Source organism: Ignavibacteriales bacterium, assembly GCA_016709765.1.
Lineage (GTDB): Bacteria > Bacteroidota > Ignavibacteria > Ignavibacteriales > Ignavibacteriaceae > IGN3.
Window position 1 is genome coordinate 1 of the sequence record JADJMD010000010.1, and the last position, 18,285, is coordinate 18,285.

Here is an 18,285-nt window from a genome sequence, read left to right on the forward strand (position 1 = left end):
TAATTATACAGAATCACCCTTTCATATCTTTTGTGTGTTATGCGGAACTACACTTCTGGATACTACTAAAATTTATCTGCCTTATTTAATCTAATTTGTTTACTTATCTCTCTAAAAACAAACTATTTTATAAAATCTTACAAAAAGTTTATTGAGCGATATGCAGAATTAAATTCGGTATATCATTCAATCTTTTTACACGCTAATCCAGCGGACTTCGTACACCCATTCCGCCTTTGTTTAGAACATGCGTGTATATCATTGTGGTCCTAACATCTTTATGCCCAAGCAATTCCTGAACCGTTCTGATATCATAACCCGCTTCTAACAAGTGCGTTGCAAAACTGTGTCTAAAAGTATGCGGACTTCCGGGCTTGGTTATCTCAGCTTTTTTTAACGCTTCCTTAATTGCTTTTTGAACCGTTGAACTGTGTATGTGATACCGGTATCGCTGTTTACTTTCTTCATCCACTACAAAATTAGCTGAAGGAAATAAGAATTGCCAGCCAAATTCTTTACCGGCGTTAATATATTTTTTTCTTAACGCATACGGCAAAACAGTTGTGCCGTTGTTTTCTTTTAAATCTGCAAGATGAATTTTTTTTACATACTTAACCTGTGCCTGCAATGCTGGTATTAATTTTTCTGGCAGCGTTGTTCTTCTATCTTTTTCACCTTTACCATCTCGTATTACAATTTGCTTATAATCAAAATCGATATCCTTAATTCGCAATCTTAAACATTCATTCAATCTTAATCCGCCGCCATACAGCAGGGAGGCGATAAGCCTTACAACACCATCCATATTTTCTAAAACTTGTCTTGCTTCGGATTTTGAAAACACTACGGGTATATGTTTTGTACGTGCAACTCTTTCAATTTCGTTTATCCATCCAACCTTAATTTTTAAAATATCTTTGTATAAAAATAATATCGCTTGCAAAGCCTGGTTTTGTGTTGATGCAGAAACATTATCTTTTACTGCCAGATGATTTACAAACTCACGAATTTCATCCGCACCCATTTCTATAGGATGTTTTTTGTTATGAAAGATTATAAATCTTTTAATCCAGTTAGTGTAAGATTTTTCAGTTCGCAAACTATAATGCCTAACTTTTATTTCATTTCTTACACGATCTAATATTTTTACTTTTTCCACCTTAACCCTAAAGCATTTTTATATTTGATAAACAATTAATAAAAAAATCTTTTTCCCTTTGTTTTTTGCACATAAAAAGAAATGCGTAAAAAAATTCTGAGCAACGTAACGTAAAAAAGAAAATCTGTCTGAGCGATCCCGAAATATCGGGGAGCGAGTTATTTTCTTTTAGTGAAGTGTAACAGAATTTTAGCATTTATTTTTAAAGTGCGAGTTTCTTTTCGTTCTTTTCTTGCTACAAGAAAAGAACAGATTTAGTTATTTATAGTCTTGATCTTGCGCCTGTCCCGATTTAAATCGGGGATACTTTTCTATCAAGAGAAAAGTATGTGCAATATTTAATTAGTTTGTTATAAATTAAAATCAATTCCAACATTTGCTTTTCTAATCGTCCCGTCATTCCGAACTAAAAAAAAAAATCTTTTAATCCTTCAATTATTCAACCTTATAATTTCCTGCCTAAAACCCTTTCAACAAAACATTACCATTAACAGATTCCAAATAAATAGTTCCGCTGCCGGTTCCCAATGTGCCTGTTAATTCTTTAGATGTATGCGTTAAATTCTGGATATTTAAATTAGAGTAACTAACAGTTCCATTAGTAGTTTTTAAAATGATATTACCTGAACTTCCAATCGGAACCTGAACAGTTATGCTGCCATCAACGGAATAACAATTACAATAACCACTATCAGGTATCAAAACCATTGCATTAATATTTCCGGATTGAGTAATTGCTTCAACAGATCCGCCGTGTCCTTCAACTATACATTCACCTTTTGCAGTTTCGATATGTAGATTATTTTCTAATTGATATGTTTGAACTCCAAAATTATTTTTCTTTACATAAATATCTTTCCCTGGTGGTAGGTTGATATTTAAAGAACTTTTATAATTATCAAATGGAACGGAAGGGGGAGTTGATGATACAATTTATTGTATCAGAAATTGTAGAATAATCAAATAAGATTTTATCAAACTCAGCCTGTGCAAGTGATGATTCTTTTACTTTAACGGTTTTATTCAAAACATAACTTACGTTTGATGAGTCCGATGAACCGTTAATCATAATAGAACCAATTGGATTATCTAAAGTGATTTTATTAATGTTTGCATCTACTAGTAAACTGCCTGAGCTACTTCGTACATAATCAAATAGGGGATCAGGTGCAGTAGATTCGGTGCAGGCTGTAATAAAAACCAATCCGGCAAACAAAGCGATATTAAAATATTTAAACATCTTTAATCTTTCCATTTTTTAATCTTTCAATCTTTAATTTTTCAATCTTTCAATTTTCTCTTGCTCAACATTATAAACTGTTCATTGTAAATTGTACATTAACTCTTAGCATGGCTTCGCCACTAACAGTCACATCCAACTGAAAAAAAATGAAAAATTCGCACAAACTCAAAACCTAATTATCGTAAGTAAATGTGCAATAATATTGGAACAAAAAGAATATTGTATAAACAGAACCGGTACATACTTGCCTTTAATAATTAACTGTCTTGCTAAATTACGCGACAGCAGAAATTAAACTCCGCCAACAAGTTCCCCCCTCCGGTAGTAGAAATGGAAAATGGAGGGTACAATCATAAAAAATTTAGTTACAATAAAACCTGACTTACAGGAGAAAACAATTACAAAATAAAATCAAAACTTACCTTACCCACTCTTGTTTGTCTTACGCAATATTTGTTTTTTCTGTTGCTAATATCAAAAATGATTACTCAAAAATCAACCAAAAAATTATGCACAGTTTATAATTAGCAACAATTAAACTGTATAAAACATATTTGTCCTTGCAATAGTGTGGTTCCGACATTTCGATTGTCCAGTCATTCCGAAAACGTACACTTCGTTTCTTCGAAATGACAATAACGTGGAGCTGTTATTTCGACCAGGGGGATAAATCTTTCAAAAACCCGACATTAAATAATTTGCGTAAAAAGAATAATCGAACGAAGCGAAAACGTTGAATGCTGTTTGAGTCCTTTTGGGACGAGTTCATTCAACGCAGCAAAGTGAGAGTAATTCTTAGCAAATTATTTGTAGTCTTGATCTTTTGATACTTTTCTATCTCCAAAGGAGTCCAATGGACAAGAGAAAAGTATATATAAAAAATTAATCGGTTAGTTATAAATTAATATCAATTTTGGCTATTCCAATCGTCCCGTCATTTCGATGGCAATGCCAGAGAAATCTTTCCTTCTTAAAAACAATTGAACATTTAAAATTAAGACGTCACATTTCCATTTCAGCAGTAACTGGTTTACCTTTAACAAACTGCCCCTGATCAATATGTTCCTGCGTAATATAAACAATACCATCCTCATCGTGTGGTTTACCATATGTGCTATGGCAGGATTTTAATCCGCCAAATATTTTTCTTGCATCACATAAATAAACAAGATCTCCAACTTCCGCCGACATCTTTGCCATATCATTTTTAGAAAAATGCATCATATCATCTGCATCATCTTGCAGCTTCCAATTAACTTTTATTCTATCACCATCACGCTCATTAACCTTACTGCCTTTAAAAGTTTCCTTTGCTTTTGCAATTCCCCAAACAGTTAAACCTTCTGTATGTGTTGCTTCAGAATACTTTGAGAAATAGTTTGATGCGATTACTACAAATACAAGCATAATTGCAGTAAGAAATAACAGTATCGGAAGTGAGGCAATATTAAAAATTACCATCATAAATAATGCGCCGGATAAAAATGTAATTCCCGTCATAATTGATTTATGATTTGGATTAGTTTTTATCTTTTCCACAATCTTCTTTTGCCAGTCTCTAGTTACAGTTGTAATCACACCGACAAACACACACACAAATAAATTGTAAAGTGCACCAATGTATGTGTAAGGATGTTTTGGATCAAAATCTGTTCCGTGATCAAATATCTGAATTAAAGGTTGCGGATAGTACATACCAAGTACCATCAATGCAACGCCGACTACAAATGTTGCAATTACTGATGCGTTAGTAAACTTACGCCAAAATACTCCAAGAAATATTGCTACTACCAGCGGGGAGTAAGAGTTGAGTGAAAAAATCCGTGTGCTTCATAAACTGTAGGAAAAGCACTAAACGGAATTACTGCAAGCACACCCATAATTGTAAATAAAGCAGTTGCAATTCTTGCAGCACCTAATTCCTGTTTGTCTTCTTCTTTCCATGTTTGTATTTTTTTGGATAACCATTTTTTTGCAGGGCGATGTATATCATTTATATAAACTGCCGCTGTTGCATTAAGTAGAGTATCCACCGTGGACATTAATGCAGCCGTTAGTGCAGCCATAATAAATCCAAATACCCCCGGATGCGAAATTATATTTGCCACAACTACAAAAACCGCATCAGGGTTTGTGTTTGCGGGTACAATATCAGGATGGGCTACAGAAATAGCTTTTGCAATCCAACCTGCGTTACCAACTACAATTGCAGAAATTGGAAGCATGAATAAAATATTAAATACTGCAGCTTTACGTCCTTCATCAACACTCTTGGTTGCCATAAAACGCATCACCAGACCCATGTTCATAAATAAAAATCCTACAGAGCCTGCAACGCCATCCTGCCAGAAAATTCCTACAAAATTAAAACCGGGTGGATTGTTAAAATTAGCAAGTGGCAGTTTCCAAGTTGTGGGAAGTAAATCCCAGAACATCCCAAATCCGCCTATGTAATCAAGACCAAGAAAGAAAACCAAACCGCCAGCAAATATTAAAACAAATCCTTGTGCAAGATCTGTAAAGATAACTGCAGTTTGTCCGCCATAGGTAATGTAAATGCCAACAATTAATGCAATAACAATTACTAACCCCATCAATGTTGTTTGAAAATGAATCCCGAGTATTGTAAAATCCTGCGGCAGTAGTGGCAAAATAGCTTTACCCATAGTTAAAAATCCAATGCCGACATAACCGATCATGTAAAGTAAAATTAAAATTGTTGCTAGAAATCTTGTACCGGGTGAAAATCTTTTTTCAAAGTATTCGGGAATTGATCGGATTCGTGTGTAAACAATAATCGGAAGCCATCCAAAAATAAAGAAGGGGACAAAGAACCAATCGTTCATATAAGTCATTGTAGATGCAAAACCATCAGTAAATCCTTTAGCTGAGTATTTTATAAAACTATGACTTCCAACTCCGGTTGCAACAATAGACATTGCAATCAACCACCAGGCAAAACGTCTTCCGCCAAAAAAGAAATCTGTGGTTGTGCGATTGTACTTACCGAAGTATGAACCGAATGCCATAATTGCAATAAAGTAAATTACCATTACAATCCAATCGGTGGATGTGCCTAAACTGTGATGTACTTCCATAAAAATTATTTTTTTGTTAAAGAAATAGTTTGAGTTTTGTTATAGATATAAAGCCGCTAAAATCAATAAAACGTGTATTGCCATAAAATAAAAGTATCCAAATATCGTAACATTCCACCAGTAACGATGACGTTTTTTCTGAAAGTTTACGGCTTTAGCTTTTTTGATTAGAATCATTCCACTTAAAAAGAAAGCACCGCCAACACCATAAAGGTATATAAAAGGTAACCAGGTATGAGCAAAAGTGGGCATATAAATCCTAAAAAATTATAATGTTAATAAAGATTTCAAATTAAATTACTTCCTAATTGATTGATCCGTTTAATATCGGTGATTTAGAAATAATCTGTTATTGTCATTCCCACGGAGGTTGGAATCTATTCCTTAAAAAAATTATGGATTCCCGTTCCTGCCTACCGCAGGCAGGTTCACAGGAATGACATTTAAAATCAAATTATGGCTTATCACAAGTGTTCTATTTTCCTAAAAGTACAAAGCTGCAATAATCAAAAAAGCATGCAAAATCATAAAAAAGAAATAACCGCCAAATAAAACCTTAACCCAAAATCTATGCTGTTTACGTTTTGTATTTAATGAACCGCTTTTGATAATAATATACATTCCGGCAAAAAAGAAAACTCCGCCAACGCCGTACAGATAAATAAATGGCAGCCATGTATTGAAGAAATCGGGCACTGTAATCCTTATTTATTATTTTTTTCTAAAATAATTCTTACATCTAACTTAAATATTATCTAACAAAATCGTAAATAATATTCGATATATATCAAGCAAAAATTAGCAAAAACAAACATTTATGAAGGATTTAACATTAATTTAATATTCAAGAGGTATTAACAAGTAAGGTTTATTCTATATTTCAACACTTAAAACAAACTATTTCTAAGAATAACATAAAGGATCCAAAGATGAGAAGAGAGAATCATTTAGCATTTTTATTTATGCTGCTAGCAATAATTCCAATGTTAATTATCGGATGCAAGCGAGACAGCGAAAAAATAGAACAAACTGTTATTACCGTTAAAGGTTCTGATACAATGGTAAACCTTTCACAAAAATGGGCTGAAGAATATATGAAACTTCATCCTGATGTTTCACTTCAAGTAACAGGTGGTGGATCTGGAACAGGTATAGCAGGTCTGCTTAATAAAACTACTGAAATTGCAAATGCATCGCGTGAAATGAAATCTTCTGAAATGGATGATGCAAAATCTAAAGGATTGAGTCCTTATCAGTACCAAGTTGCACTTGATGGGATTGCAGTTATCGTTCATCCTGAAAATAAAGTTGATAACTTAACAATAAAACAATTGAGTGATATTTTTTCCGGCAAAATTACAAATTGGAAACAACTTGGCGGAGCTAATATGCCACTTACTCTTTACGGAAGAGAAAACAGTAGCGGTACTTATGAATTCTTTAAGGAGCATGTACTTGGTAAAGTTGATGGTAAGCAAGTTGATTATTCTCCTTCAACCCAGGTTTTGCAGGGAACTGCAGCTCTTGGTGAGGCAGTTGCACGTGATGTTAAAGGAATTGGTTACGGCGGCGTTGGTTACTTTGCAGAAAGAAATGATGTAAAAATATTACACATTAAGAAGGATGAAAATTCTCCGGCAATTACACCCGCTGAAAACAATAAGGTAAATTATGAAGCCATTTGGAGCGGTGATTATTCAATTTCTCGTTACCTTTACTGCTACACTAATGGTGAAGCTGCAGGAAAACTTAAAGACTTTATGGATTACATAGTTTCACCTGAAGGGCAAAATATTGTGAAATCTATGGAATACATTCCTCTGCCCTTAGAAAAATAAGTATATGTCATGCTGAATTCATTTCAGCATCTCCTTTGAATAATTTTGTTGACATATTAAAGGTTTTGATGCTGGTGTGATTCCCGTGAACCTGCCTGCAGTAGGCAGGAACGGGAATCTATTGATTCTGTTTTGGATCCGTACTCCTTGCTGCCGAAGCCAGGTTTGTTGGGATGACGATTAAGAATAAATAGATAAAGCTTCTTTGGAGAGAGAGAAGCTTTCTTAAATAAAATTTAAGTCGAACAAAGAGAGAGAGAAAAAAATGAAAAATTACCTACTTGGTGTATTGCTATGTATTTCCGTTGTATCAACAGGGGTTGCTCAGGATAATTCAGGCGGAAAAATTTCCGGTTATATGTTTGGAGATTATTTTTATAATGTTGCAAGAGACACTGGTTTAAGTTCATTAAGTAATGTTGTTAATGGCGGTAAAAAAGATTTAAATGGTTTTCAGTTCAGAAGAATATACTTCACCTATGATTATAATATCTCAGAAAAATTTTCTACACGCTTTCGTTTAGAAGCGGATCAGATTGCTAATACAAGTGATGGTAAAGTTGGAATCTTTGTTAAAGACGCTTACTTAAAATGGAAGGATATATTTAAAGGAAGTGATTTTATTTTCGGATTTCAGCCTACTCCTGCTTTTGAAGTTTCGGAAGGTTATTGGGGAAATAGATTCTTAGAAAAAACAATATTAGATCTAAGAGGCGCGGTTTCGTCTCGTGATCTTGCAGTATCACTAAAAGGAAAGATTGATGAACAAGGGATGTTTAAATATTGGGTGATGATAGGTGATGGTTCAGGAAACAGACCGGAAACTGATAAGTACAAAAGATTTTACGGTCACATTCAGTTTACACCGATTAAACAATTTACTACAACTCTTTATGCGGATCTAAAAGCTCGTCCTAATATTGATGATCCAACCAGTTCTTCCAATCCTCCTGAAACAATTGCAAATAACGATTTAACATATGCATTGTTTCTTGGATATTCTGAAAAAGATTCTTACTCTTTTGGAGTTGAAGGTTTTCTTACCCAACGCCAAAATGGTCTTTTTAGCGCAGGTGAGTTGAAAAATAGAAGTGGAATGGGATTCTCAGTTTTTGGCAATTACAATTTTTCACAAGAATTAGCCGTTGTTGGTAGATTCGATAATTATGATCCAAATACTGATTCAAATTTCAAAGGAGATTCAAGAAACTGGTTTATTTTTAGCTTGAACTATAAACCTGTAGATAAGGTAACTATTAGCCCGAATGTAATAATAGAAACTTATGAATCAATCGGTGGAAGATCTATCGACCCATCGATTACACCAAGAATAACATTCTTTTATTCTTTCTTATAGGCGATTAATAATAATTCTTATTATTTTAAAATAGATGAAAATAACTGATCAGAATACAGACGAAAAAGAATTTTATTCTAAATCAGAAGATTCTAAGTACGGCAAAAAAATTAAAAAATTTACCCGTACTAAAGAATCATTGATAAAAATATTCTTTACCTTAAACGGTGTTGCTGCCCTGATATTTATAATTCTCATTTTTATCTTTTTATTTAAGGAAGGATTCAAGTCATTAGAGCACATTGGTCTTTTAGATTTTCTTTATACTACTAGAGCCGGCACTGATGGATCAACTCAGACGGTATTTGAATGGTATCCCACTTCAACTGAACCAAGATATTCACTCATCCCTTTAATCCTTGGAACGTTGTTAACTGCAATTCCTGCCACAATAATTTCCACAATATTTGGTGTTGCTGCAGGTATTTATCTTTCTGAAGTGGCAAATCCTAAATGGAAAGAATTTCTTAAACCATTAATAGAGTTATTTGCTGGTATACCTACTGTGGTTCTTGGATTTATTATGTTGGTAATAGGTGCATCATTTTTTAATGATTTACTTAATCCTGCTAACAGATTAAATGCTTTTGTTGCTGCAATTGGATTATCATTTGTTATCATACCAGTAATTGCCTCATTAACCGAAGATGCTCTCCATTCAATCCCAAACGATTTAAGAATGGCTTCTTATGGATTGGGTGCAACAAAATGGCAGACAATAAGCAGAGTAATTCTTCCCGCAGCTTTTAGCGGGGTATCTGCAAGTGTAATCTTAGGATTTGGTCGCGCTATTGGTGAAACAATGATTGTACTTATGGCCGCTGGTAATGCTGCTAATATCACTGCAAATATTTTTCTTAGCGTTAGAACTATGACCGCAACAATTGCTGCTGAAATGGGAGAAGTCTCTCAAGGATCAGATCATTATTACTCACTGTTTTTTATTGGTATAGTTCTATTTACTATAACTTTTATTTTAAATCTTATTGCTGAAATGATTATCAACAAGATGAGAAAGAAGAATACATTTTGATGGACAAAAAATGTTAGAACTTCGTAAAAAGAAAAAAGACTTTGTTGGAAGCTTAGCAATTTGGTTTGTTAGAATAATGTTCTTTTCACTTGTTTTAGTATTGATGCTTCTTCTAGGAAAAATTGTAGAACAGGGAATTGGAACTATTTCTTTTGAATTTATTTTTGATGATCCTAAAAACAATATGACAGAGGGCGGTATTTTCCCTGCTATCTTTGGAACTATTGCTGTAACACTAATTATGATTTTAATGGCTGTCCCGCTCGGAGTATGCTCGGCAATTTATCTTAATGAATATGCAAAGGATTCGTTTTTTACCAGGATTATCAGAACATCAATAAATAATCTTGCCGGAGTTCCATCAATAGTATTTGGTTTATTTGGATTGGGTTTCTTTATCCTATTTATTGGAAGAGGCATGGATGAAGTTCTTGAGACCGGTTTGCTCTTCGGTCAGCCGGCTTTGATCTGGGCATCTGCAACACTTGCTGTGCTTGTGCTTCCGATTGTCATTGTTTCAACTCTTGAGGCATTAAATTCTGTGCCTAAGTCCCATCGTGATGCTTCTTATGGATTAGGGGCAACTAAATGGCAGACAATTAAAAGTGTTGTGCTGCCTCAAGCTCGTCCTGGTATATTAACGGGAACAATATTAGCAATCAGCAGGGGAGCAGGAGAGACAGCGCCGATTCTATTTCTAGGTGCAGCATTCTTTCTTCCAAATCTTCCCGTAACAGATTTATGTATTGGAGATTATTGTATCCCAATGATCAATCCAGCAAAACAATTTATGTATTTGGCATATCACATTTTTATTTTGGCAACACAATCATCAAATCCGACAAAGACTTTACCTATCCAGTACGGATCCACCTTAGTTTTAATCGGACTTACATTTTTATTAAATATAACAGCAATAATATTTAGATATAGATTTAGAAAATCTTTAGGCAGACTTTAATATTAGAATAGAAACAGAAAATGAAAGAAATTAAAATTGTAATAAAGGACCTTAATCTCTTCTATGGAGAGAAACAAGCATTAAAAAATATAACTCTTAATATCCCTGATAAAAGAGTTACTGCATTTATAGGTCCTTCTGGATGCGGTAAATCTACATTCCTCAGAGTATTAAATCGTATGAATGATTTAATTGATAATGTAAAGGTGGATGGGGAAGTTTCTGTTGACGGTGTAAATATTTATGATAAAAATATTGATGTTGTTAATCTCAGAAAAAATATCGGTATGGTATTTCAGAAATCAAATCTTTTTCCAAAAACCATTTATGAAAATATTGTTTACGGACCTAAGATAAATGGAATAAAGGATAAAAAGACTCTTGATGAAATTGTTGAGAAAACTTGTCAACAGTCAGCAATTTGGGATGAAGTAAAAGACCGATTGAACGAAAATGCATTAAGTTTATCAGGCGGTCAGCAGCAAAGATTATGTATTGCACGTGCTTTGGCAGTTGAGCCTGAAATTATTTTAATGGATGAACCTGCGAGCGCACTTGATCCGATTTCAACCGCAAAGATTGAAGAACTGATCCACGATTTGAAACAAAAATATACAATTGTAATAGTAACGCACAATATGCAGCAAGCCGCCCGCGTAAGTGATATGACGGCATTTTTCTATATCGGTGAATTAATAGAATTTGATCGCACAACCAAAATTTTTACTAACCCCTCTATTAAGCAAACTGAGGATTATATTTCCGGAAGATTTGGTTGATAGTTTTTAATTTTGTGTCATTCCGAACTTGTTTCGGAATCTATAGCTATTTTATGGAGAGAACAAAGGAGAAAAAATGGAACGACTTTTAGATGAACATCTCGAAAAATTAAAAACCCGTGTTATTAAAATGTGCAGCCTTGTTGATGAGCAGGTTCAGTTTGCAATTAAATCGGTTGAAGAAGATAACTTGGAGTTAGCGCAATCTGTAATTGATCGTGACAAAAAAGTAAATAAATATGATGTAAAAATTGATAAGATTTGTCAGAAAATATTTGCATTAGCACAACCGGTTGCAATGGATCTTCGCTACATTATGTCCTCATTAACTATTAATAGTAATCTTGAACGCATTGGTGACATTGCCGTTAACATAGCTGAAAATATTATTTTGATTAAGACAAAACCTGAGTTTTATCACAATACAAAGCTTGAAGAGATGTTTAATCTTACAAAGCGCATGTTAAAGAATTCTATTGATGCATTTATTGGCGGTAATCCTGAGCTTGCTAAAGAGGTTATTTTAACGGATGATGTGGTTGACAAATTGAATGCTGAAAACCATTTAATTCTAAAATCAATAATGAAGCAAAATCCTGATAATATTGAGGGCGCAGTTGCATTATTGGTTATCTCACGGGAATTAGAAAGATTAGCAGATCATTCAACAAACATTGCTGAAGATGTTTTCTTTATTGTTGAAGCTCAATTAATTAAGCATAAATATGAAAAATTTATTTTTGGTGATGATGAGAATGAGAATGAAGATGATAAAGCTGATACGGAATCTTAGCCTAAAATAGTTTCTAATGATTCTATGTAAAGTATTTTTGTTTCCTCAGATTTAGAAGGTTCCATAAGGGCATTAAGTTTATTTGCAAAAAACATTCCCCAGCTATTAATTACTATAAAGTTTGGAAAATTCGAACTGGTCTTTTTTATTCTTTGTGAATAATGCTTTGTTAAAAACTTTTTAATCAATTCTGCTTCCTGTATTAACAGCCAATTAATAATTTCTTTTTCCTTCTCAAAAGATTTATCATTAAAATATGTTAGTATCGCCTCGTGTATTAATTTATTGTTTTCTGATACGATTTCTTTTTGTCCAAAATAATCTTTTAGTTTTTGCTTTAATGAATCAGAATCCTTTTCAAGTATCTCTTTTACCTGTAGAATAAAATTTTCACATTCCCATTTAAGCGTCGCAAAATATAAATCATCTTTTGAAGTGAAGTAATGATAAATAGTTGCTTTCCCGATTCTTATATCGCGTGCAACTTCATCAAGAGTGGTTTTATTTAAACCATGTCTTGCAAATCTTTTTGCCGCTGCTTTAATTATTTGGATTTTTCTTTCGTTAGCCATTAATCATAAATATTTTAAATCAAAAATAATGATTAGACCCTTAACAAGTAAGCATCTTAATTAATATTAATAGATTCTCTCTTGGGAAGGAGCAGATTCAAAATCAAACTTAATGCAACAACTAGCAGACAACCTATCACGTTATACCACAAAAAAGGAATAGAAGTAAAAAGGAAACAATAGAGTACAAAAACTTCCGCGAATATCGCACTTATAAAAACGGAATCACCCGAAACTTTTTTTGTGTAAAAGGCCACAAGAAAAATTCCAAGTATTGTTCCATAAACAAGTGAGCCGAGAATGTTTACAGCTTCGATCAATGATCCTAACTCACTTGCCAGCAGAGCGAATATGATCGCATAAATTCCCCAGCAAACCGTTGCATACTTAGAAAAATTAAGATAATGTTTATCATTTGCATTTTTATTTATCATCCTTTTATAGATGTCAATCATAGAGGTTGAAGCCAATGAATTTAATTCCGCAGATGTTGATGACATTGAAGCTGCTATGATTGCAGCTAGAAGCAACCCAATTAAACCAACTGGTAAGTAGTTAACGATGTAGGTAATGAAAATATAATTTGTGTCATTTGTATCAGCGCTTGGGTTGTTCTTTTTGATTAGTTCCTTAGCATTGTTCCTAATTTCTTTTTCTTTTAATGAAATGCCATCTAACTCTTTATTAATAACATCAATTGAAATTTTTCTTAAACCCAAATTCGATTGTGCAGAAGATGTTGTTGCCGTGTAATTGTGGTCGTCATTTCGACCGGAGGGAGAAAGCTGGTTCTCTCTGTATTGCAAGGATTTCTCACTCGAGGATTCGATAGAAATGACAGTACCAGCTTCTTGAAGTAAATTATTAGTAGTGCTTGAATTTGATTTTAAAAATTCCCTAAGCTTTTCTCTTTTTTGATTCTGAAGTAACTCAAATTCATTTTCAAGCTGCACGTACTCATTAGCATATGATCCTGATTTAACTTTTTCAGTTTCAACAGGGTTAAAAAAGAGCGGGGGAGTAACAAATTGAAAAAACACAAACACCATCGCCCCAATAAAAAGAATTATAAACTGCATTGGAATTTTTACAAGACCGTTTACAAGCAAACCCATTCTGCTTTGTGTAATATTTTTTGCAGAAAGATATCTTGCAACCTGAGATTGATCCGTTCCAAAATAACTTAACATTAAAAAAGTACCACCGATTATTCCTGACCAGAATGTGTATCTGTCATTAAGATTAAAAGAAAAATCTATGGCATTTAATTTCCCCATTTTGCCTGCGATATAAGCTGCATCAATAACTGAAATATCTTTTGGCAAAAGAAAATAAATCATAAAAAATGCAGCAAACATTCCAATTGTTATGATAGATAATTGCAGAATGTGTGTTTTGTTTACAGCATTTGTTCCACCAATTGAGGTGTAAACGATGACCATTGCACCAATAATTATAATTGTGGTATTAAGTTCCCAGCCAAAAATAACTGAAAGTATTAGTGCAGGTGCGTAAATTGTAAACCCTGCCGCTAGTCCGCGCTGACTAAGAAATAAAACACTTCCAAGAACTCTGTTTTTTAGATCAAATCTTTTCTCGAGGTACTCGTATGCAGTGTAAACATTTAGTTTACTGTAAATAGGAACTGCTGTAATAGAAAGAATAATCATTGCGATCGGTAGGCCCAAATAGAATTGAACAAATCGCATTCCATCCACATAAGCTTGCCCGGGAGTTGAAAGAAAAGTTATTGCACTTGCTTGCGTAGCCATAATTGATAATGCAATAACCCACCACGAACTGCTTTTACCAGTTCGTAAATAGTCATCTACATTTTTTGTTTTTCGGGTTTTCCAGGCACCGTAGAAAACAATAAAACCAGTAAACCCGCACATTACTATCCAATCAATCGTACTCAACTAAAAACCTTTGTGAATAGATAGAAAAGGAAAATTAATAATATAAGCTCGCCAAACACGAGCAAATAAATTTTATTCCAAGATTTAAGAAAAGGAGGTTTGTCTTCAATATTATTTTCTAAATTATCTTTCAACTATTTACCAGAATAAAGTATGTTTACAAATAATTTAATTGCTCCTTCAACTCCGGCAGGAATTTCTCTAAAGAATGATAATCCCGTATACACAAAAGTGCCTTTGCCGTATTTAGTAATAAGTAAAGATCCTGTCTTAGGTGTTTCTCCTTTATCGTTCATCGATAAAAGAGCTGTATAATTTTTATCCCATTCATTTGGGAAATATAATCCACGTTCCTGAATCCAGCCATTAAAATTATCAGTTGTGATTTTAAACGGCTTATTAAAAATCTGATGCTCACCTATAAGAATATCAACTTTAGATTTTTCATCAGTAACACGATCACGAGAAATCTTTAATGGATATACTCCGGGTTCAACTACCAGATCACCAGTAGTGTTGTACTGAGAAATCAGTGTCCCGCCTTGTTCAACATATTTAACTAGCTCACTATGAAATAACGCAAGATTATCAACTGTATTGTATGCTCGTATTCCAGTTATAATTACATCATATTGATTAAGATTATTAGAACCAAAATGTTTATCATCGAGTAAAGTAACATCAAATCCGAGATCGGATAAGAAATCAGGAATCTTATCACCAGAGCCGACAATGTATCCTATCTTGTTAATTACATCTTTCTCAAAATTAAACAGCTCAAGTTTAGCTTTTGAATCATAGAAAATTGTTTGAGGAAGAATATGTTTATAATCAATTCGTGTTGGACTCTTAGTATAAGTCTTATTATCAATTATAACATTAGCTGTTAATTCTGAATTAGAACCGTTACTTGAAGGGGAAACTTTTACATAAAAATTTATTTTCTGATTCTTTTTATCAATCTGAAAATCAATTTGATTTGGAAAAACTTTCCATCCACCGCTACAATTTAAATTGATCTTACCATTTACTGAATTTTTAAATGATTGAACAGTAACTTTAATTTCTTTTTCATCTTTATTACTTAAAAAATAAATTTCTTTTTCAAGTGTTACAGTTACAGGTGGGGTTATGACCACAGGTTTATAAACTTCTCCATCAACAGGGTCATTTATTCTATTATAGATTGGAATTGAAAAATTAATCGATTGATTTTTATAACTAACAATAAAATCACAAATTAGTTTAGATTTTTCTTCAGGCCATCCAATTAAATTTTGATCACTAACATTATACATCCCAACATTGTGTCCATTTTGCAGCCAATATGGTTGTGAAATTGGTGTATTTTCAGGAATAAAAAATTTAAGATCGTATGAATTTAGTTCACCATTATTAAGGATTAAGTTATCAACTTGCTTATTATCAAAAAGATCAACACTTACTTTATTTAAAGTTAAGTCTTTTTCGCTTCTATTGATTATGGATGCTTTTAAATTTAAAGTATCACCAACAGAAACAAATTCATTGTCAGAAATAGCTTCAATCCAAATTCCAGCGCAGGATCGAATTAACTCAGTTATTTCTTTGAGCTTTACATCTTTCCAATACTCATCTTTTAGTCTTAATATTTTTTCACGAATTAAAAATAAATTATCCAGACTTGCCGCTGGATTTTCATCATCAAACTCTGTAATAGTTTTTTGGATTGAAGAATGAATTTCATTTCCGCCTTCAACTCGGTCCCAGCTTAAATCAATTCCTTCAAAAATGTCATTTCTAACCGAATCACCTTTGAGCAGTGAAAAATAATTTAAAATATTATTTCTAATTCCTGATGCCCCAAAACCCTGACTTTTATGCATCGATCTGCTTAACGCTGAAATTTCCGTGTAGGACATTCCAAGTAGCGAATTATATTCTCCAAGATTTAAAGACGGAATTTCTGACAAATCAATATTGGAATTTTGTAGTGCAGGAAGCCATGCATTCCAGAAAACTCTTTTTGGCTGCCAGGTGTTTACATATTTTAATTGATCGGTAAACGCTTTTGGATCATTTGCCAAATTAAATGCTTCTACTGCTAAAATTGCAGAAGCAGTATGATGTCCGTGTCCACCTTGCCCGGTTGTAGGAAATCTCGTAATTATAATATCCGGACGAAAATTTCTAATAACCCAAACAACATCGCTTAATACTTTTTCTTTATCCCAAAACTCAAAAGTTTCTTCGGATGATTTTGAGTAGCCAAAATCAATTGCACGAGTAAAAAACTGTTCACCTCCATCGCGTCTTCTTGCTTCTAATAATTCCTGTGTCCTTAAAACTCCAAGCTGGTCAGATTGTTCCGTCCCGATTAAATTTTGTCCGCCATCACCTCGAGTCATTGCAAGGTAACCGGTTCTCATTAACTTACCTTTAGCCAAATAAGAAATTAATGATGTGTTTTCATCGTCAGGATGCGCGGCGAAGTAAAGCACACTGCCAAGAACATCCAATTTATTTAATGCTAATTTAATTTCGGATGAACTCATTGATGGAAGAGGCTGGGACAAAATATGTACTGATGCTACCATCAGAAAAAGTATTAAAATTATTCTTGTCATATAAATATTTAGTTTATTAATCGGTAAAAAGTTGATGTGAGTATAGTACAATGAATCTAAATATCCAAGATAAAATGTTTGAACGGTGAAAAGATTGTGTGGTTAGTAATTATGAAAAGGTTGTCAGATGCTTTATATAATTTTACTCATTTTAACGGTCTGATTAAATTGTTATTTTTGTTGGAAAGCAAAAGCAAAATAAAAACTGAAAAAATAAATATTAATTATTAGTTTATTTAATAGTAGTAATTAGTTAGAATGCTAGATTGATATTGTCTTAATATAGAACTAAATTAGAGCTGTAATTTAGACATTAATAAAGGACGTAATAATGAAAAATATTTCTGTTACTAATGATATAATTCCGGTTGGGCAGTTCAAATCTGGATTAGCAAAATACTTAAAAGATATACAGGTTAGAAAACACTCTCTTGTAATAACACAAAATGGTAAGCCTGCTGGTGTTTTAGTTTCTCCAACAGAATATGATTCTTTGAATGAAACTAAAATGTTTATCGAATCAATTTCCAGAGGATTAGCTGATTCTGAAAACAGTGATATTTTTTCAACTGCGCAATTAAAGAGTGAATTAAAAAAGTACAGAGCCAGTAAATCTTTATGAAAGTAAACTGGACAAAAGAGGCAATGATAAATCTTCAACAAATCGAAGATTTTATTTCTGCTGATAATCCGGAAGCAGCAATTCAGTTAATTGACAAATTGATTTCATTAACAAAAGATCTTGGTAGGTTTCCAAAGAAGGGAAGAATCGTTCCAGAATTATCCATTGATCGGATTAGGGAAATTATATACAAGAATTATAGAACAGTTTACGCGATAAAAAAGAAGTCTATAACTATCTTAACTGTGTTTGAAAGTCATAAGTTGCTCTCAAAAGAAGATATTGAAAAAGTTTAATTAAATTTA

15 protein-coding genes and 2 pseudogenes are annotated in these 18,285 nt (G+C 33.1%); 8 read left to right on the top strand and 9 right to left on the bottom strand.

Translation table 11 applies throughout. From position 1 onward, the window contains the following. Window positions 1-202: 202 nt before the first annotated feature. From IPJ23_05565 to IPJ23_05590, 6 genes and pseudogenes are all read right to left on the bottom strand, one after another. The gene (locus IPJ23_05565) at window positions 203-1,144 is read right to left on the bottom strand and encodes an integron integrase (protein MBK7630157.1); all 942 of its coding nucleotides are present in this window, start codon (window positions 1,142-1,144) and stop codon (window positions 203-205) included. Window positions 1,145-1,618: 474 nt separating this feature from the next. Continuing rightward, the gene (locus tag IPJ23_05570) at window positions 1,619-2,092 is read right to left on the bottom strand and encodes a DUF4097 family beta strand repeat protein (GenBank protein ID MBK7630158.1); all 474 of its coding nucleotides are present in this window, start codon (window positions 2,090-2,092) and stop codon (window positions 1,619-1,621) included. Further along, window positions 2,058-2,414: a hypothetical protein gene (locus IPJ23_05575; protein MBK7630159.1), complete on the bottom strand. Its 357-nt coding sequence runs from the start codon at window positions 2,412-2,414 to the stop codon at window positions 2,058-2,060. The genes IPJ23_05570 and IPJ23_05575 overlap by 35 nt, the downstream gene beginning before the upstream one ends. 990 nt (window positions 2,415-3,404) lie before the next feature. Beyond that, window positions 3,405-5,500 (bottom strand): annotated as a pseudogene (locus IPJ23_05580) (sodium:solute symporter family protein). 39 nt (window positions 5,501-5,539) lie between these two features. Beyond that, on the bottom strand, window positions 5,540-5,752 hold the full coding sequence (locus IPJ23_05585; protein ID MBK7630160.1) for a hypothetical protein: 213 nt from the start codon (window positions 5,750-5,752) through the stop codon (window positions 5,540-5,542). Window positions 5,753-5,983: 231 nt separating this feature from the next. After that, window positions 5,984-6,196, bottom strand: a complete 213-nt coding sequence (locus IPJ23_05590; protein MBK7630161.1) for a hypothetical protein — start codon at window positions 6,194-6,196, stop codon at window positions 5,984-5,986. A gap of 233 nt (window positions 6,197-6,429) precedes the next feature. Here IPJ23_05590 and IPJ23_05595 point away from each other — a divergent pair, with 233 nt between their 5' ends. The 6 genes from IPJ23_05595 (at window position 6,430) to phoU (ending at window position 12,261) form a co-directional block, all read left to right on the top strand. Next, entirely contained in the window at window positions 6,430-7,338 is a 909-nt protein-coding gene (locus IPJ23_05595) for a PstS family phosphate ABC transporter substrate-binding protein (protein MBK7630162.1), read from the top strand. A gap of 265 nt (window positions 7,339-7,603) precedes the next feature. Next, complete coding sequence (locus tag IPJ23_05600) at window positions 7,604-8,695, top strand: hypothetical protein (protein ID MBK7630163.1); 1,092 nt, start codon at window positions 7,604-7,606, stop codon at window positions 8,693-8,695. Window positions 8,696-8,729: 34 nt separating this feature from the next. Next, window positions 8,730-9,728: a phosphate ABC transporter permease subunit PstC gene (gene pstC, locus IPJ23_05605; protein MBK7630164.1), complete on the top strand. Its 999-nt coding sequence runs from the start codon at window positions 8,730-8,732 to the stop codon at window positions 9,726-9,728. Between the two features lie 10 nt (window positions 9,729-9,738). Further along, the gene (gene pstA / locus IPJ23_05610; protein ID MBK7630165.1) at window positions 9,739-10,689 is read left to right on the top strand and encodes a phosphate ABC transporter permease PstA; all 951 of its coding nucleotides are present in this window, start codon (window positions 9,739-9,741) and stop codon (window positions 10,687-10,689) included. A 20-nt stretch (window positions 10,690-10,709) separates the two neighbouring features. Beyond that, a complete protein-coding gene (locus tag IPJ23_05615) occupies window positions 10,710-11,468 on the top strand; it encodes a phosphate ABC transporter ATP-binding protein (GenBank protein ID MBK7630166.1) in 759 nt (252 codons plus the stop codon). 76 nt (window positions 11,469-11,544) lie between these two features. Beyond that, a complete protein-coding gene (gene phoU, locus IPJ23_05620) occupies window positions 11,545-12,261 on the top strand; it encodes a phosphate signaling complex protein PhoU (protein MBK7630167.1) in 717 nt (238 codons plus the stop codon). On the opposite strand, the gene IPJ23_05625 is transcribed toward phoU, so the two are convergent. From IPJ23_05625 to IPJ23_05635, 3 genes and pseudogenes are all read right to left on the bottom strand, one after another. Continuing rightward, window positions 12,258-12,833, bottom strand: a complete 576-nt coding sequence (locus IPJ23_05625) for a TetR/AcrR family transcriptional regulator (GenBank protein ID MBK7630168.1) — start codon at window positions 12,831-12,833, stop codon at window positions 12,258-12,260. The genes phoU and IPJ23_05625 overlap by 4 nt on opposite strands. An 881-nt stretch (window positions 12,834-13,714) precedes the next feature. Continuing rightward, window positions 13,715-14,728 (bottom strand): annotated as a pseudogene (locus IPJ23_05630) (sodium:solute symporter). 158 nt (window positions 14,729-14,886) lie between these two features. Continuing rightward, complete coding sequence (locus IPJ23_05635; protein ID MBK7630169.1) at window positions 14,887-17,358, bottom strand: PIG-L family deacetylase; 2,472 nt, start codon at window positions 17,356-17,358, stop codon at window positions 14,887-14,889. 331 nt (window positions 17,359-17,689) lie between these two features. Here IPJ23_05635 and IPJ23_05640 point away from each other — a divergent pair, with 331 nt between their 5' ends. Together IPJ23_05640 and IPJ23_05645 are read left to right on the top strand one after the other, a co-directional pair. Beyond that, entirely contained in the window at window positions 17,690-17,980 is a 291-nt protein-coding gene (locus IPJ23_05640; protein ID MBK7630170.1) for a type II toxin-antitoxin system Phd/YefM family antitoxin, read from the top strand. Next, complete coding sequence (locus IPJ23_05645) at window positions 17,977-18,276, top strand: type II toxin-antitoxin system RelE/ParE family toxin (GenBank protein ID MBK7630171.1); 300 nt, start codon at window positions 17,977-17,979, stop codon at window positions 18,274-18,276. The genes IPJ23_05640 and IPJ23_05645 overlap by 4 nt, the downstream gene beginning before the upstream one ends. Window positions 18,277-18,285: the final 9 nt, after the last annotated feature.

Coding starts and splice junctions, on each gene's coding strand:
- IPJ23_05575 (MBK7630159.1), bottom strand. CDS start 2,414: ATGGAAAGATTAAAGATGTTTAAATATTTTAATATCGCTTTGTTTGCC.
- IPJ23_05585 (MBK7630160.1), bottom strand. CDS start 5,752: ATGCCCACTTTTGCTCATACCTGGTTACCTTTTATATACCTTTATGGT.
- IPJ23_05595 (MBK7630162.1), top strand. CDS start 6,430: ATGAGAAGAGAGAATCATTTAGCATTTTTATTTATGCTGCTAGCAATA.
- IPJ23_05600 (MBK7630163.1), top strand. CDS start 7,604: ATGAAAAATTACCTACTTGGTGTATTGCTATGTATTTCCGTTGTATCA.
- pstC (MBK7630164.1), top strand. CDS start 8,730: ATGAAAATAACTGATCAGAATACAGACGAAAAAGAATTTTATTCTAAA.
- pstA (MBK7630165.1), top strand. CDS start 9,739: ATGTTAGAACTTCGTAAAAAGAAAAAAGACTTTGTTGGAAGCTTAGCA.
- IPJ23_05615 (MBK7630166.1), top strand. CDS start 10,710: ATGAAAGAAATTAAAATTGTAATAAAGGACCTTAATCTCTTCTATGGA.
- phoU (MBK7630167.1), top strand. CDS start 11,545: ATGGAACGACTTTTAGATGAACATCTCGAAAAATTAAAAACCCGTGTT.
- IPJ23_05625 (MBK7630168.1), bottom strand. CDS start 12,833: ATGGCTAACGAAAGAAAAATCCAAATAATTAAAGCAGCGGCAAAAAGA.
- IPJ23_05635 (MBK7630169.1), bottom strand. CDS start 17,358: ATGACAAGAATAATTTTAATACTTTTTCTGATGGTAGCATCAGTACAT.
- IPJ23_05640 (MBK7630170.1), top strand. CDS start 17,690: ATGAAAAATATTTCTGTTACTAATGATATAATTCCGGTTGGGCAGTTC.
- IPJ23_05645 (MBK7630171.1), top strand. CDS start 17,977: ATGAAAGTAAACTGGACAAAAGAGGCAATGATAAATCTTCAACAAATC.